This window comes from Paracoccus marinus (genome assembly GCF_007018965.1).
GTDB classification, from domain to species: Bacteria; Pseudomonadota; Alphaproteobacteria; order Rhodobacterales; family Rhodobacteraceae; genus Paracoccus; species Paracoccus marinus.
This window is the reverse complement of record NZ_VJYZ01000013.1, coordinates 7501-22520: the sequence shown is the minus strand read 5'-3', so window position 1 is coordinate 22520 and position 15020 is coordinate 7501. Positions and strand designations below refer to the sequence as shown.

General features: G+C 70.3%; 16 protein-coding genes (1 of these 16 running past the window's edge). 8 read left to right on the top strand and 8 right to left on the bottom strand.

Annotated features, from left to right (window positions below):
- Positions 1-59: 59 nt before the first annotated feature.
- From FNF32_RS07865 to FNF32_RS07855, 3 genes are all read right to left on the bottom strand, one after another.
- Positions 60-998, bottom strand: a complete 939-nt coding sequence (locus FNF32_RS07865; protein ID WP_185961894.1) for a calcium-binding protein — start codon at positions 996-998, stop codon at positions 60-62.
- 100 nt (positions 999-1098) lie between these two features.
- Positions 1099-1737: a Smr/MutS family protein gene (locus tag FNF32_RS07860; RefSeq protein ID WP_131673426.1), complete on the bottom strand. Its 639-nt coding sequence runs from the start codon at positions 1735-1737 to the stop codon at positions 1099-1101.
- 1 nt (position 1738) lies between these two features.
- Positions 1739-2392 carry a Tim44/TimA family putative adaptor protein gene (locus tag FNF32_RS07855; RefSeq protein WP_131673425.1) on the bottom strand — a complete coding sequence of 218 codons (654 nt, stop codon included), beginning with the start codon at positions 2390-2392 and terminating at the stop codon, positions 1739-1741.
- A gap of 141 nt (positions 2393-2533) precedes the next feature.
- Here FNF32_RS07855 and FNF32_RS07850 point away from each other — a divergent pair, with 141 nt between their 5' ends.
- From FNF32_RS07850 to FNF32_RS07840, 3 genes are all read left to right on the top strand, one after another.
- Complete coding sequence (locus FNF32_RS07850; protein ID WP_131673424.1) at positions 2534-3088, top strand: FxsA family protein; 555 nt, start codon at positions 2534-2536, stop codon at positions 3086-3088.
- 98 nt (positions 3089-3186) lie between these two features.
- A complete protein-coding gene (gene secB / locus FNF32_RS07845; RefSeq protein WP_131673423.1) occupies positions 3187-3759 on the top strand; it encodes a protein-export chaperone SecB in 573 nt (190 codons plus the stop codon).
- Between the two features lie 4 nt (positions 3760-3763).
- Entirely contained in the window at positions 3764-4399 is a 636-nt protein-coding gene (locus tag FNF32_RS07840; protein WP_131673422.1) for an HD domain-containing protein, read from the top strand.
- Between the two features lie 65 nt (positions 4400-4464).
- On the opposite strand, the gene FNF32_RS07835 is transcribed toward FNF32_RS07840, so the two are convergent.
- The 3 genes from FNF32_RS07835 to FNF32_RS07825 all read right to left on the bottom strand — a co-directional run bounded on the left by FNF32_RS07835 (position 4465) and on the right by FNF32_RS07825 (position 6226).
- Positions 4465-4788 carry an H-NS histone family protein gene (locus FNF32_RS07835; protein WP_131673421.1) on the bottom strand — a complete coding sequence of 108 codons (324 nt, stop codon included), beginning with the start codon at positions 4786-4788 and terminating at the stop codon, positions 4465-4467.
- 107 nt (positions 4789-4895) lie between these two features.
- Complete coding sequence (locus tag FNF32_RS07830) at positions 4896-5453, bottom strand: ActR/PrrA/RegA family redox response regulator transcription factor (RefSeq protein WP_131673420.1); 558 nt, start codon at positions 5451-5453, stop codon at positions 4896-4898.
- 95 nt (positions 5454-5548) lie between these two features.
- On the bottom strand, positions 5549-6226 hold the full coding sequence (locus FNF32_RS07825; RefSeq protein WP_131673419.1) for an SCO family protein: 678 nt from the start codon (positions 6224-6226) through the stop codon (positions 5549-5551).
- A 105-nt stretch (positions 6227-6331) separates the two neighbouring features.
- Between FNF32_RS07825 and FNF32_RS07820 the strand changes: the two genes are divergently transcribed.
- On the top strand, positions 6332-7705 hold the full coding sequence (locus tag FNF32_RS07820; protein WP_131673418.1) for an ActS/PrrB/RegB family redox-sensitive histidine kinase: 1374 nt from the start codon (positions 6332-6334) through the stop codon (positions 7703-7705).
- 72 nt (positions 7706-7777) lie between these two features.
- A complete protein-coding gene (locus FNF32_RS07815; protein WP_131673417.1) occupies positions 7778-9409 on the top strand; it encodes a PAS-domain containing protein in 1632 nt (543 codons plus the stop codon).
- A gap of 63 nt (positions 9410-9472) precedes the next feature.
- Here the strand turns inward: FNF32_RS07815 and pyrF are convergent, their stop codons facing one another.
- Positions 9473-10150, bottom strand: coding sequence for an orotidine-5'-phosphate decarboxylase (gene pyrF / locus FNF32_RS07810; protein ID WP_131673416.1), 678 nt, complete (start codon positions 10148-10150; stop codon positions 9473-9475).
- A gap of 153 nt (positions 10151-10303) precedes the next feature.
- Between pyrF and clpB the strand changes: the two genes are divergently transcribed.
- On the top strand, positions 10304-12931 hold the full coding sequence (gene clpB / locus FNF32_RS07805) for an ATP-dependent chaperone ClpB (RefSeq protein ID WP_131673473.1): 2628 nt from the start codon (positions 10304-10306) through the stop codon (positions 12929-12931).
- Positions 12932-12995: 64 nt separating this feature from the next.
- Here the strand turns inward: clpB and FNF32_RS07800 are convergent, their stop codons facing one another.
- Complete coding sequence (locus FNF32_RS07800; protein ID WP_185961893.1) at positions 12996-13553, bottom strand: TetR/AcrR family transcriptional regulator; 558 nt, start codon at positions 13551-13553, stop codon at positions 12996-12998.
- Between the two features lie 90 nt (positions 13554-13643).
- Between FNF32_RS07800 and FNF32_RS07795 the strand changes: the two genes are divergently transcribed.
- Together FNF32_RS07795 and msrP are read left to right on the top strand one after the other, a co-directional pair.
- Entirely contained in the window at positions 13644-14789 is a 1146-nt protein-coding gene (locus FNF32_RS07795; protein ID WP_131673414.1) for an FAD-dependent monooxygenase, read from the top strand.
- A gap of 102 nt (positions 14790-14891) precedes the next feature.
- On the top strand, positions 14892-15020 hold the 5' end (the start) of the coding sequence (msrP, locus tag FNF32_RS07790; RefSeq protein WP_131673413.1) for a protein-methionine-sulfoxide reductase catalytic subunit MsrP. Its footprint extends 759 nt past the window's final position; the window shows 129 of its 888 coding nt (coding positions 1-129); it begins with the start codon at positions 14892-14894; its stop codon lies off the right edge, out of view.

Sequence of the window (15020 nt, the reverse complement as noted above, 5' to 3'; positions counted from 1 at the left end):
CCCGCAGCACACGGGTTGCCTGGGCTGGCCCCCGGGGCACGCGCACGGCCCCGCGCAGCTCAGGCCGCGCGCACGGTGGTAAAGGCGATGTCGCGCACGTCGGCGATGTCGGATTGCAGCACCCGGGCGATGGCGGTCCCGTCAAGCCGCAGGACGACGGACCCGTCCTCGTCGGTTTCGGCCGACAGGTTGCCGGGCTGGTCGTAGCCGCGGGGCAGCGTCACCTCGATTCGGTCGTCCGCGGTTGCGAACTCGCCGAAGGTGGGCAGCTCGCTATCATCGTCGTGGCCGGTCCCCAGGCGATACAGGTCGCGCCCGGCGCCGCCCTCGGCAAAGTCCCCCCGGCCCGCGACCAGCGTGTCGTCCCCGTCGCCGCCGTGAAGGAAGTCCGCCCGATCGTCGTCCGCCGCCAGCAGAAGGTCGTTCCCCTGACCCCCGTCCAGGTCGTCCGAGCCTGCGCCGCCGGTCAGCGTATCGGCCCCCGCGTTGCCGCCCACCCAGTCGTTGCCGGTGCCGCCATGCACGACATCGTCGCCGTCGCCGCCGAACATGGTGTCGTCGCCGCCCGCGCCGAACAGATGGTCGTCGTTGTTCTGGCCGCCGATGAAGTCGCCGTCCGCACCGCCGTCGATGGTGTCGCGCCCGCCGGGACCGTAGTCGTCGTCGCCCAGCAGCGTGTCGGACCCCGCGTCCCCCAGAATGCGGTCGTCGCCCTGCGCGCCGCGGATGTCGTCGTGACCGCCATGCCCCGACAGCACGTCGTCATCGAGCGATCCGTACATCCAGTCGGCATCGCCGGTCCCGTCCTGGGTCGCGGGGGGCGGTTCGGGCCGGGGTTCGGGCCAGGGTTGGGGTTCGTGATCGGCGGGGTTCGGCCCGACCGGGTCCGGGTCCTCACCCTCGTCGGGCTGGTCGGGGTCGTCGGGCAGGAACCCGTCGTCCTCGTCCGCCATCGAGGCATCGTCCGACGGGACAAAGGCCATCCCCATCAGCATCATCGCAACCATTCCACTGAGCAACAACATCACACCGCTCCGACTGACAGGGTCCGTCGTAGCAGCGAATCACTCGCCCATGAATTGAAACGTTATGAAAGGGTTAACCGGCGCGGCGCAGATAGACGTAATAGGCGCCGCCGCCGCCGTGGCGCAGATGGGCCGGGACCACCTGCAGGACGACATGGGACAGGGGCGGCAGGTCCAGCCAGTGCGGCACCTCGTGGCGCAGCGCGCCCGAGCGCGTCGGCAACGGGCCGTGATCGCCCTTGCCCTTGCCCGTGATGACCAGCACCAGCCGCCGCCCCGAACCGCTGCACCTGAGGATAAAGCCCGTCAGCGCCGTCTTGGCCACCGCGAGCGTCATGCCGTGCAGGTCGATCCGCGCCTCGGGGGCGAGTTTGCCGCGCGACATCTTGCGGTGCGTCTTGTGATCCATCCGCAGCGGCTGCGCGTGCAGACGCTCGGCCGGCGAGGGCGAAAGGTGCCGGGTCACGGCCGTCGCGGTGCGCGGCTTGGCCCGGGCGGCCTGCCCCACGCGAAAGTCCACGGGGACCTGAACGGACGCCTGGATCGGCAGGGGTTCGGGGGCGCGGCTCGTCGGGGGAAACGCCGGTTCCGGTTGGGCGGCGAGGGGCGCGCGCGGCGCGTCGGGTCCGCGCATCGGCCGGGCCGAACGGGCGACCTGTGTCCAGACCGCGAGGTCGTCGTCGTTCAGGCCGCGCCGGCCGCGCCGCGCCATCTCACGCCGTGGCGACGAGTTGCCAGTTCGGGTCGGGATCGCCCATCCGGCGGGCAAAGGTCCAGACGTCGCGCTGCTTGCGGGCGGCGCGGGCATCGCCTTCGACCACCGCGCCCGACGCGTCCTTGTGCGCCACGATCAACTCGCCGACGAAACGCACCGAAACCTCACCCATCCGGGTGTCGGGATCGAAGCTCGCCGCGTCAAGCGCCGTCTCGCGGGTGCCAAGATACTGCACCTCGGCGGTCAGGCCACGGTCGTTGCGGGCGGCGATCGCGCCGTCGAACGCCTGCGCGACTGCAGGCGACAGGAACGCGCGCACGTCGGTCAGGTCGCCCCGCTCGAACGCGGTCAGGATCATCTCGTAGGCCTGCCGCGCACCGCTGAGGAACGGGCCGACCGAAAAGCTCGGATCGGCCTGCCGCATCGCGCTCAGCGCCCTGGCGGCGGGGCTGCCAGCCTCGACGTGGTCGGTCACGTCATCCTCGTCCCCCATGCCCCCGTCCGGCTCGGCCGGCGCGCGGCGGGCGGGCTGCGCGTCGGGGACGCGCGGCGGCTCGAACCCGTCGCGGCTGCCCAGGACGCCACGCAGACGCAGCACGAGGAACACGGCGATGGCGGCCAGGACGATCAGCTGCAGCATCGGGTTGGTCATGCGGTGCGGCCTTTCGCTGGGCTGTTGGTGTAGGGCATCATCCTGCCTATGTAGGGAGCGGCCGGGTCCAAGTCCAGTTGGGGCCCCGCAGGCGCCCGGCGTCCGCGCCGCCCAAGAACGAGTGTCGGAGAAAGAGTGTCCATGCGCCTTTGGCTGTTCATCCTGTTCGTCGTCGTCCCGGTGATCGAGCTTGCCGTTATCATCCAGGTCGGCGGTCTTATCGGCGTCTGGCCGACCGTCGGTCTGATGCTCGCGTCGGGGATCGCCGGATCGTGGCTGATGCGCCGGCAGGGCGCGGCGGCGCTGGCGGACCTGCAGCGGTCGTTCCGCGAATTGCGCGACCCCAGCGGTCCGATCGCGCACGGGGCGCTGATCCTGCTTGCGGGCGCGCTGATGCTGGCGCCCGGCTTCATCTCGGACCTGACCGGGATCGCGCTGCTGATCGCGCCAGTCCGGCGTTTCGTGATCCGTGCCGTGGGGTCGCGGATGGCGGTGACGCGGCAGGGCTTCGGCTTTTCGGGCGACGTGCGGGCGGACGGCTTTGGCGAGGGCGTGCGGGGGCGCCGCGATCCGACCCGCCCGCCGGTAATGGACGGCGAGTTCATCGACCTTGACGCGCCGGCCGTCACCCCGGACCGGCGTCCGTCCGACGCCCGCCCCCCGAACGGCCGCCCGTCCGGCTGGACCCGGCCCTAGCCGCTTTCCCGGCGGCGATACGCCGATGACTGCGCGTCATTGAGACGCATCGACCGCGATGCTAGAACACGCCCCGAACCAAGTTTCGGAGCATCCAGATGACCGACGAAAACGCCAACGGCGCCGCTGACCCGCAGAACGACGCCCCGGCCGAGACCCTGAAAGACGCGGCCGGCGATGCCCAGGGGGCCGCGACGCCGCAGCCCCAAGGCGTCCGGCTGAACGTCCTCGCCCAGTACATCCGCGACCTGTCGTTCGAGAACGCGGTGGCGCAAAAGGGCCTTGCCGGTGCCGAAGTGCAGCCGGAGATCACGGTGCAGGTCGGGCTGGATGCGCGCAAGCGGACGGCCGAGAACCAGTACGAGGTCATCACCAAGTTCAAGGTCACCTCGACCAACGCCGCCACCAAGACGACCCTGTTCCTGTGCGAGCTGGACTATGCCGGCGTGTTCCACATCGAGGGCGTGCCCGAGGACCAGATGCATCCGTTTCTGATGATCGAGTGCCCGCGGATGCTGTTCCCGTTCGTGCGCCGGATCATGTCGGACGTGACCCGCGACGGCGGCTTCCCGCCCTTCAACATGGACCCGGTGGATTTCGTGGCCCTGTACCGCCAGGAAATCGCGCGCCGCGTGCAGGCGTCGCGCCCGCAGGACCAGCAGCTGTCCTGACCGGATGGCGGCGCGGCGGGCGTGGCAGCGGATGCTGTCGGGCCGCAGGCTTGACCTGCTGGACCCGACGCCGCTCGACATCGAGATCGGCGACATCGCCCACGGGTTGGCGTTCGTCGCGCGCTGGAACGGCCAGACGCGCGGCGATTTCGCCTATTCCGTGGCCGAGCATTCGTTGCTGGTCGAACAGATCTTCGCCCGCCTGAACCCCGGCTGCGATCCGCGGTGGAGCCTTGCCGCCCTGCTGCACGACGCGCCCGAATACGTCATCGGCGACATGATTTCGCCGGTGAAGGCGGCCCTTGGCGCCGAATACGGTGAAATGGACGCCAGGCTGATGGCGGCGGTCCACCGCCGCTTCGGCCTGCCCGCGACGCTGCCCCTGCCGATCAAGCGGCAGATCAAGCTGGCCGACCGGGTGTCGGCGCGGCTTGAGGCGGTGCAGATCGCCGGGTTCTCGGCCGCCGAGGCGACGCGGCTGTTCCCGCTGCCCGACACGCGCATGATAGAGGGGTTGCAGATCAGGCTGCGCCCGCCGGCCGAGACGCGGGCCGATTACCTGGCCCGGCATCACGAGCTGATCGACATGATCGACCGCCGTGCCCCGGCTGGCGGCGGGCCGGCGCGACCCGCTGCCTGACGGCCATTCTCAGCCGGCCGTTCTCAGACGGCGAGCCTCAGACGGCCATTCTCAGACGGCGAGCCTCAGACGGCGGCGTCTTGCAGGTTTCCGCCGTTTTCCAGCATCTCGGACACCCAGCGCGGGCGGCGGCCACGCCCCGACCACGTCTGCGAGGCGTCCTGCGGATTGGCGTATTTCGCCTCGGCCCCGCTGGACTTGCGGGCGCCGCGCGTCGCGCGTTCGGCGGTCAGGTCGGACAGGCTGAAGCCGTGCTGGCGCGCCGCCTCCTCGGCCGCGGCGCGGGCGTCGCGTTTGCGCCGGTCTTCGTAATTGGCGATCGCCCGATCAACCTGGCCGCGCAATTCGCGCAGCTGCTTCAGGTCCATCGTTTCCAGATCCGCGTCCATGGCATTCCCCCCGTCGGTTTTGCAGGATTGTTCTTGCTTGGAGGGAATTAGACCACGTAATGCCGCATCTGGAAAGCGGTAATCTTGCGATTGCCGCTTTCAGGCGATCAGCGCGGGCTACGTTTCGCCAGAATCCGCTGCAATGTCCGGCGATGCATGTGCAGCCGCCGCGCCGTTTCGCTGACATTGCGGTCGCATTGCTCGTAAACGCGCTGGATATGTTCCCACCGGACGCGGTCGGCCGACATCGGGTTTTCGGGCGGGGGCGGCAATGCGCCGTCGCTGCTCAGAAGCGCGTTCGTCACCTCGTCGGCATCGGCGGGCTTGGCGAGGTAATCGGTCGCGCCCATCTTCACCGCAGCCACGGCGGTCGCGATCGCGCCGTAGCCGGTCAGGACGACGATCCGCGCCTCGGGCCGGGCGTCGCGCAGCGCGTCCACGACATCAAGGCCGCTGCCATCCTCGAGCCGCAGGTCCACGACCGCGTAGGCGGTGGGCCGCGTCCGCACGATCTGCAGCGCCGCCTGCACGGTTTCGGCCACCACGGCCTGAAATCCGCGCCGTTCCATGGCGCGGGCAAGGCGGTTCACGAAGACGGCGTCGTCATCGACCAGAAGCAGGCTGGCGTCGGGGCCGATCGAAGCTGCCCCGTCGGGTTCGGTCATTCACGTTTCTCCCGGGACGAATTATCCGCGCGGCCTATCTAATCAGCGGACCGCGTCGATTCCAATCCGGCGAGGGCGGAATTATTTCCTTTGCATCACGCCGCATCGACATAACAGGCGACCGTTTCGGCCATCTGCTCGGGCGTGGTGTCGCGATTGAAGAACTCCACGGTGCCATGCCCCGGCAGAACGAGGTAGGTCGTGGTCGAGTGATCGACCAGGTAATCCTGCTGATCCTGTTCGTCATTCACGCGGTAATAGAAACTCCAGCCCTTCGCCACCGCGTCGATTTCCTCGCGCGAGCCGGTCAGGCCCAGCATCTTGGGGTGCAGCCCGTCGGTCCAGTCGCGCAGCTGTCCGGGCGTGTCGCGGCGCGGATCGACCGAAAGGAACACCGGCGTCACGTCGATGCCGCGTTCGTCCAGAAGCGACACCGCTTCGGCATTGCGCGCATTGTCGAGCGGGCAGACATCGGGACAATAGGTATAGCCCGCGTAAAACAGGGACGGTTTGGCGAATACCTGAGCGTCGGTCACGCGGGCGTCGTTCTCGTCTGTCAGCGTGAACGGCGTGCCCAGCCGCGCCGACCCGCCCGCCACGACCGTCTGCCGGCAGGGCGCGAAGGGATCGGCGTTCGCGGTCCGTTGCAGGGCCAGCGCGCCACCGACGAGCAACAGGGCCGTGGCCGCGATGCCGCCATAGATCAGGCGGCGCGGCGCAGGGGACGGCTTCGTCCCGGTCTTCGGATATTTAACTGGCCCGGGCTCTAGCATGGCAGGATTCCCTTGTAAGTTCAGTTTCCCTTCACTCATCCTTCCCGCGTGATCAACCACGAACGGCTGCGACAAGATGACCGGCCCTGCCAGGCACGATAACCCATGAGGCCCCCCCCCGCCTCGATCCTGTCGCCCTTCGCGATCGCCGGCCCGCGGGCCGAGCCGATCCGGCTGCGGACGCTGGTCGGGCTGCGCTGGGTGGCGGTCGCGGGCCAGCTGGCGGCGGTGGCGGCCGCCTGGGTGATCGGGGCGCGGTTTCCGCTGCTGCCGGTGCTGGGGCTGATCTCGCTTTACGCGGCCGTGAACACGGTTCTTGCCGCGCGGGGCGTGCCGGTCACGGCGCTGCGGGCGCGCCACCACCTGGCGATGGATGCGGTGCAGCTGGGCATCCTGCTGCTTCTCACCGGCGGCACGACGAACCCGTTCGCGCCGCTGATGCTGGTTCCGGTCACCATCGGCGCGGCGGCGCTGCGGCTGCGCGACACGGTTCCGCTGGCGGCGCTGACGGTGGCGCTGGTCACGCTGATGGCGCTGGCGGGGGTGCCGCTTGATTTCGCAGCGGATGCCGCCGTGCCGGCGCGCACCGCCCTGCGATTCGGCGACTGGCTGGCGCTGCTGATCGGGGGCGGGTTCTTCGTGGCCTATGTAGGCCGCGTCTCGTCCGAGCTTGCGGCCACGTCCGAGGCGCTGTTCGCCACCCAGTTGGCGCTTTCGCGCGAACAGCGGCTGCAGCACCTCGGCGGGATCGTGGCCGCCGCCGCGCATGAGATGGGGACCCCGCTCGGCACGATAAAGCTGGTCGGGTCCGAGCTTCAGGACGAGCTGCAGGACATCCTGCCGGACCGGCCCGACCTCGCGCACGACCTGCGCCTGCTGCGGATATCGGCCGACCGCTGCCGCGACATCCTGCGCACCATGGGCGACGCGGGCAAGGACGACCTGCACCTGCGAACCGCGCCTCTGGCCGAGCTTCTGTCCGAGGCGGCGGGCCCACATCGCGGGCGCGGCAAGGCCATCGCGATCGACGCGGGCGAGGTCGCGGCGCTGGACGTGCGCCGCGATCCGGGGATCGTCCACGGGCTGCGGAACCTGATCCAGAACGGCGCGGACTTCGCCCGCTCGTCGGTGACGATCACGGCCCGGCCGCAGGGCGGCGGGGGCGCGGCCGCGATCGTGGTCACGATCCGCGACGATGGGCCGGGCTTTCCTCCGGCGCTGCTGCCGCGCCTGGGCGACCCGTTCCTGACCGCCCGGCGCGCGCCCGAAAGGACCGGCGGGGCCGAGGGGATGGGGCTGGGGCTTTTCATCGCCCGCACGCTGCTGGAACGGTCGGGCGCGTCGGTCGCCTTTGGCAACGATCACGGCGAGGCGGCGTCCGAGCCGCGCGGCGCCCGGGTCGAGGTGGCGTGGCCGGTCGGCAAGCTTGCGGCGGACGGACGCGCGGCGCTTGGCGAAAACCCGGTGATTTCGGGGTGAGGGGCGATCGCGTTAACCATGCCTTAACACGCGGTGCGGTATTGCTGGGCCGTGTCCCGGGATGGAACGTCCATGTCGCCTGAACTTCTGACCCTTTTCACCGCCGTGGCCGCAGGCACCCTGTCGGTGCTGGCGGCGCTTGGCATCTGGCGCTGGATCGAGCCTGCGGGGGCACAGGCCGCCGCGCTGGTGGACCAGACGGTCGAGCCGATGGTGCTTCTGTTCCGCGACCGCCAGCTGGTCGACGCGACCCCGCCGGCCCGCACGCTTCTGTCCAAGCTGCACGGCGACGGCGACTGGCCGCGGCTGATGGCGTGGCTGTCGATGCGGTTCGACGCGCTGGGGCCCGCCTTCGACGCGCTCGCGGCCGAGGGGCGGGCGGAATGCTTGGGCGGGCAGGGGCTTGGATCGGCGCGGCTGCGGCTGACGCTCGAGGATCTGGGATCGCGGCTGACGCGGCTGACGATCGCCGACCCGGGCGCGGAAAACGCGGGCGTCACGATCGATTCGCAGTCGCTGGCGCATATGGAGGACGAGCTTGCGATCCTGCGCCGTTCGGTTGACGAGGCGCCGGTGCTGGTCTGGCACGAGGATGCCGAGGGCCGCATCACCTGGGCCAACGCGGGCTACCTGGCCGAGACCGAGGCGCGCAGCGAGGGCGACACGATCTGGCCGATCCCGCGGCTGATCGACGTGCCCGCGCCCGCCGGCCCCGACGCGCCCGCGCGCGCCGCTCTGAAGGACGCCGACGACCGGACGCTGTGGTTCGATTGCTACGTGCGGCCCGACGAGGGCGGGCGGATGATCTTTGCCGTGACCGCCGACGCGACCGTCAAGGCGGAACGCAGCCTGCGCGAATTCGTGCAGACGCTGACCAAGACCTTCGCCGACCTGCCGATCGGCCTTGCGATCTTCGACCGCAAGCGGAACCTGCAGCTGTTCAACCCGGCCCTGATCGACCTCACCGGCGTCGAGACCGGGTTCCTGACCGCGCGGCCGACGCTTTACGCCTTTCTCGACCGCCTGCGCGAGGCGCGGATGGTGCCCGAGCCCAAGGATTACCGCAGCTGGCGCAACAAGATGACCTCGCTGGAGGCGGCGGCGTCGTCGGGCCACCACGTCGAGACGTGGATCCTGCCCGGCGGGCAGACCTACCGCGTGACGGGCCGCCCTCACCCCGACGGCGCGGTGGCATTCCTGTTCGAGGACATCACCTCGGAAATGTCGCTGACGCGCCGGTTCCGGGCCGAGCTGTCGCTGGGCGCCGAGGTGCTGGACGCGGTGGACGAGGCGATCGCAGTCTTTGACGGCAGCGGCCGGGTGGTGACGACGAACCGGCGCTACGCCGCGCAATGGGGCGACGACGCGGGCGCCACGCTGGCCGATCACATGGCCCGCTGGCGCCGCGCGGCGCCCGACGGCGCGGGCCTTGACGCGCTGCGCCACGCGCTGACCGAGGGGCGCGGGCGCGACCTTGCGCGGGGCGCGGCCTCATCCCCCAACGGCGGGCTGATGGCGTGGACGGTGCGGCCGCTGTCGGGTGCGCGCACGATGGTCAGCTTCGATCCGGAAACGCAGGGCCGCCCGGTCATCGAGACGACGGATGCGGCACCGGTCGCCGGGACGTCGGGGGCCTCGGCGCCCGGGCGAGCGCCGGAAACTGCGCCTGCCTCGCGCACCGGCGGGGCGGCGGCTTCGGCCTGAGCTGCGGGCGGGCTGAAGGCCAGGCCGCGGTCGATCCGGGACGACCGGACCGCAGCCCGAAGATCAGCGCAGCTGGGCCAGGATCGCCTCGGCGGCCTTGCGCGGATCGGGCGATTGCCAGATCGGGCGGCCGACGACGATGTGGTCGGCGCCTGCGGCGATTGCGGCGGCAGGCGTCTCGATGCGCTTCTGGTCGCCCGCGTCCGCGCCCGCTGGCCGCACGCCGGGGGTCACGATCAGCCGCGATCCCGGCAGGGCGCGGATCGCCGCCGCCTCGCGCGGGGAACAGATGACGCCGTCGGCGCCCGCCTCGAACGCGCGCGCGGCGCGTTCCACCGTCAGGTCGTGCAGGTCGCCCTCGCGCATGAGCCCGGCGTCCAGGTCGGCGCGGTCGAGCGAGGTCAGGATCGTGACCGCGAGGATCTTCATGTCCGCGCCCGCGCCTTCCTTCGCCGCGCGCACGACATGGGGATCGCCGTGGACGGTCAGAAAATCGATGTCGAACTGCGCGAGGCCGCGCACCGCCGCCTCGACCGTCGCGCCGATGTCGAAAAGCTTCATGTCAAGGAAGATGCGCTTGCCGTGGTCCTGCTTCAGCTCGTTGGCGAGCGCGAGCCCGCCGCCCGTCAGCATCCCCAGCCCGATCTTGTAGAACGACACCGCGTCGCCCAGCCGCCCCGCCAGGTCCAGCCCTGCCAGCGCGTTCGGCACGTCCAGCGCCACGATCAACCGGTCGTCCATCGCGATCCCTCCCGTTCAAACCGGCCGCTTCTTGCATGAAAACCGCCGCGCTTGAAAGCCCGTCCTACCGCACACATCTGGTCATCAAAGACCCGCAGCGGGCCGCGCCATGACGGGCGGTCCAGGGCGGGGGCTGCAAAGGAGAAGATGCCGATGAACATGGACAAGTTCACGGAGCGGTCGCGCGGGTTCCTGCAGGCCGCGCAGACGATCGCGATCCGCGAGGGCAACCAGCGCGTGGTGCCCGAACACCTGCTGAAAGCATTGATGGATGACGACCAGGGGCTTGCCGCCAACCTGATCGGCCGCGCGGGCGGCGACGCCGCCGCGGTGCGCCGGGCGGTGGACGAGTTGGTGGGAAAGCTGCCCCGCGTCTCGGGCGGCGAGGGGCAGGTCTATGTCGACACGAGCCTTGTCCGGGTGATGGACGAGGCCGAGAAGATCGCGAAGAAGGCGGGCGACAGCTTCGTCCCGGTCGAGCGGATCCTGATGGCGCTGGCGGTGGTCAACACCCGCGCCAAGGACGCGCTCAACGCAGGCCGCGTCACCGTTCAGGCGCTGAACGGTGCCGTCGACGACATCCGCCGTGGCCGCACCGCCGACAGCGCCTCGGCCGAGGACACGTTCGAGGCGCTCAGCAAATACGCCCGCGACCTGACCGAAGCCGCCGAGCAGGGAAAGATTGATCCCATCATCGGCCGCGACGAGGAAATCCGCCGCGCGATGCAGGTGCTGTCGCGCCGCACCAAGAACAACCCCGTCCTGATCGGCGAACCCGGCGTCGGCAAGACCGCCATCGCCGAGGGCCTTGCGCTGCGGATCGTCAACGGCGACGTGCCGGAGAGCCTGCGCAACAAGAAGCTGATGGCGCTGGACATGGGCGCGCTGATCGCCGGCGCGAAGTATCGCGGCGAGTTCGAGGAGCGGCTGAAGGCGATCCTGAAGGAAATCGAGACTGCCGCGGGCGAGATCATCCTGTTCATCGACGAGCTGCACGTCCTTGTCGGCGCGGGCAAGAGCGAGGGCGCGATGGACGCGGCCAACCTCATCAAGCCGGCGCTGGCGCGGGGCGAGCTGCATTGTGTCGGCGCCACCACGCTGGACGAGTACCGCAAGTACATCGAAAAGGACGCGGCCCTTGCCCGCCGCTTCCAGCCGGTGCTGGTCGAGGAACCGACGGTCGAGGACACGATCTCGATCCTGCGCGGGATCAAGGAGAAGTACGAGCTTCACCACGGCGTCCGCATCGCCGACAGCACGCTGGTCGCCGCCGCGACGCTGAGCCACCGCTACATCACCGACCGCTTCCTGCCCGACAAGGCCATCGACCTGATGGACGAGGCCGCCTCGCGCCTGCGGATGGAGGTGGACAGCAAGCCCGAGGAACTGGACGCGCTGGATCGTCAGATCCTGCAGATGCAGATCGAGGCCGAGGCGCTGAAAAAGGAAGACGACACCGCCAGCCGCGACCGGCTGGAGCGGCTGGAACGCGACCTCGCCAACCTTCAGGACCGCAGCGCCGAGATGACCGCGCGCTGGCAGGCCGAGCGCGACAAGCTGGAAGGCGGCCGCCAGATCAAGGAGCAGCTGGACCGCGCCCGCGCCGAGCTTGAGCAGGCCAAGCGCGAGGGGAACCTCGCCCGAGCGGGCGAGCTGTCCTACGGCGTCATTCCCGGCCTTGAACGGCAACTGGCCGAGACCGAGGGCGAGGGTGACGGCCCGATGGTCGAGGAGGCCGTGCGCCCCGAGCAGATCGCCGAGGTGGTCGAACGCTGGACGGGGATCCCGACCTCGAAGCTGATGGAGGGCGAGCGCGACAAGCTGTTGCAGATGGAAGCGCAGCTTGGCCGCCGCGTGATCGGCCAGTCCGAGGCGGTGACGGCGGTCGCGAACGCGGTGCGCCGCGCGCGCGCCGGCCTGAACGACCCGCGCCGCCCGCTGGGCAGCTTCCTGTTCCTCGGCCCCACGGGCGTCGGCAAGACGGAGCTGACCAAGGCGATTGCCGAATACATGTTCGACGACGACAACGCGATGGTGCGCGTGGACATGTCGGAGTTCATGGAAAAGCACTCGGTCAGCCGCCTGATCGGCGCGCCGCCCGGCTATGTCGGCTATGACGAAGGCGGGGTCCTGACCGAGGCGGTGCGGCGCCGCCCGTACCAGGTGATCCTGTTCGACGAGGTCGAAAAGGCGCATCCCGACGTCTTCAACGTGCTGTTGCAGGTGCTGGACGACGGCCAGTTGACGGACGGGCAGGGGCGCAAGGTCGATTTCAAGAACACGCTCATCATCCTGACCTCGAACCTCGGCGCGCACGCGCTGTCGGAGTTGCCCGAAGGCGCGGACAGTTCGGCCGCCCGCGAGCAGGTGATGGCCGCCGTGCGCGGGCATTTCCGGCCCGAGTTCCTGAACCGGCTCGATGAGATCATCATCTTCCACCGGCTCGACCGCGAGGACATGGACGGGATCGTGCGGATCCAGCTGGCGGGGCTTGAGCGGCGGCTGGCGGATCGCAAGATCGCGCTCGACCTCGACGACGCGGCGCGGACCTGGCTTGCGGACGAGGGCTACGACCCGGTGTTCGGGGCCCGGCCCTTGAAGCGGGTGATCCAGCGCAGCCTGCAGAACGCGCTGGCCGAGATGCTGCTGTCGGGCGAGGTCGTGGACGGGCAGACCGTGCCGGTGACGGCGGGACCCGACGGGCTGATCGTGGGCAACCACCTCAGCCCCGGCGCGCGGCCCGGCGCGTCCGAACGCCCGGCGGACGCCCCGCTGCAGTAAGCCGTAAACGACGACAAGGGGCCTCGGCAGATCGCCGGGGCCCTTTCCTTCACGGCAGGCTCCTTCAGGGCAGAGGCGCGAACAGGTATCGCTGGATCGTCTCGCCCACCGCCTCGGAGACGGTTTCCGGCGGCAGGTCGGTGTCGGGCAGCGCCAGCACGTAGCGCACGTAGGCCAGCCCCAGGATCTGGGTCGCGATCAGGCACGCACGTTCCCGCGCGCGGTCGGACCCGGTCGCGCGCGCGACCATCGGTTCGATCTGGCCCGACAGGATGTCGCGGATGCGCGCCGCGCCTTCGTCGTTCGTTGCGGCCGTGCCGATCAGGACGCGCAGCACGTCATCGCCGTCGCCCCCGTCCCAGCGCGCGAAGAAGTGGCGGATCAGCGCGCGGCCGATGTCGCCGCGCGGGGTGCGGGACAGGTCGGGAAAGTCGATCTCGATAGCGACGGCTTCGGCGAACAGCCGTTCCTTGCCGCCGAAATAACGATTGATGAGCGCCGGGTTGACCCCCGCCGCCGCCGCGATTTCCCGCACCGTCGTCCGCTCGAACCCCTGCCGGGAAAACTCGGCGCGCGCGGCCGCGACCAGCCTGTCTCGCGTCGCCTGTGCGTCCTTGGCCAAGGCCATCCGTCCCTCATGTAAACAGTTGTTGACCTGCGGCGCAGGCGGGAGTAGTAAACGCTTGTTTACACCACGGCGCGGGGCCGCTCAATGGACAGGATTTCCACCCGAGTGCTGATCGTGGGCGCGGGCCCGGCGGGTCTTGCGACCGCCATCGGTCTTGCCCAGCAAGGCGTCGATTTCGTCATCGTCGATGCGCTCGGCGCGGCGCAGAACACCTCGCGCGCGGCGGTCGTCCACTCGGCGACGCTGGACAGCCTGCGCGCGCTCGGGGTGGCCGACCGGATGATCGCGCAGGGGATCAAGGTCCCGTTCTTTCGCGTGCGCGAACGTGACGCGGTGCTGTTTCAGACCGACTTCTCGGTTCTCGAGGTGCCGATGCCGTTCGCGCTGATGATCCCGCAGGACGAAACCGAGGCGATCATGACCGCGCGCCTGGCCGAGCTTGGCCACGAGGTGCGCCGCCCCGTGCGGCTGACGGGGTACGCACGCACGGCGCAGGGTGTCCTGGCGACCTGCGAAGGCGAGGGCGGCCCCTTCGTGGTCGAGGCGCGCTACATCGTGGGCGCGGACGGCGAGAAAAGCGCCGTGCGCGCCGGCGCGGGGATCGGTTTCCCAGGCGATACCTACGGCTCGTTCGTGCTGGCCGACGTGCGGATGGACTGGCCGATCGAGCGGACCGAGGTGTCGCTGTTCTTCGCGGGCGCCGGCACGCTGGTCGTGGCGCCGATGTCGAACGACCGTTACCGCGTCGTCGCGCAGGAAGCGAACGCGCCGCCCGAACCCTCGCTGGGCGACGTGCAGCGCATCCTTGACGAACGCGGTCCGCGCGGCGGCGCGCGGGTGCGCGAGGTGCTTTGGGGGTCGCGGTTCCAGGTCCACCACAAGATCGCCGACCGGCTGCACGACGGCCCGGTCGTGCTGGTGGGCGACGCGGCCCATGTCCACAGCCCGGCGGGCGGGCAGGGTATGAACCTTGGCCTGCGCGACGCCGCGGCTCTGGCCCGCGCGCTTGGCGACGCGCTGGGGCAGGGGACCGACGCGCCGCTTGCGGCCTATGCGCGCGAGCGTCGGGCGGCGGCGGCCCGGGTGCTGAGGATGACCGACCGGCTGACGCGGGTGGCGACCCGGACCGGCGGGCCGGTCCGCTGGATTCGCAACCGCCTGATCTCGGTGGCGTCGCACGTGCCGGCGCTGCGCCGGGCGGCGGCCCGCACCCTCGCGGGCTTCGGCTGAGGCGCCCGCCGACACGGCAAAATCGCAAACAAGTCATTAGGCGGGAACGCGTTTCGCGGAATACGATCGCGCTTGAAAAAGCATCGGTCGAAAGGGCGTGTCATGAAGCTTTCCTGGTCGGACGTCACCCCCGAGGCGCTGGTCCTGAACCGCCGCGCCGTGATCGCGGGCCTGGGGGCGGGGATCGGCCTTGCCGCCGCCGGCCCCGTCATGGCCGCGACCGATCCGGGC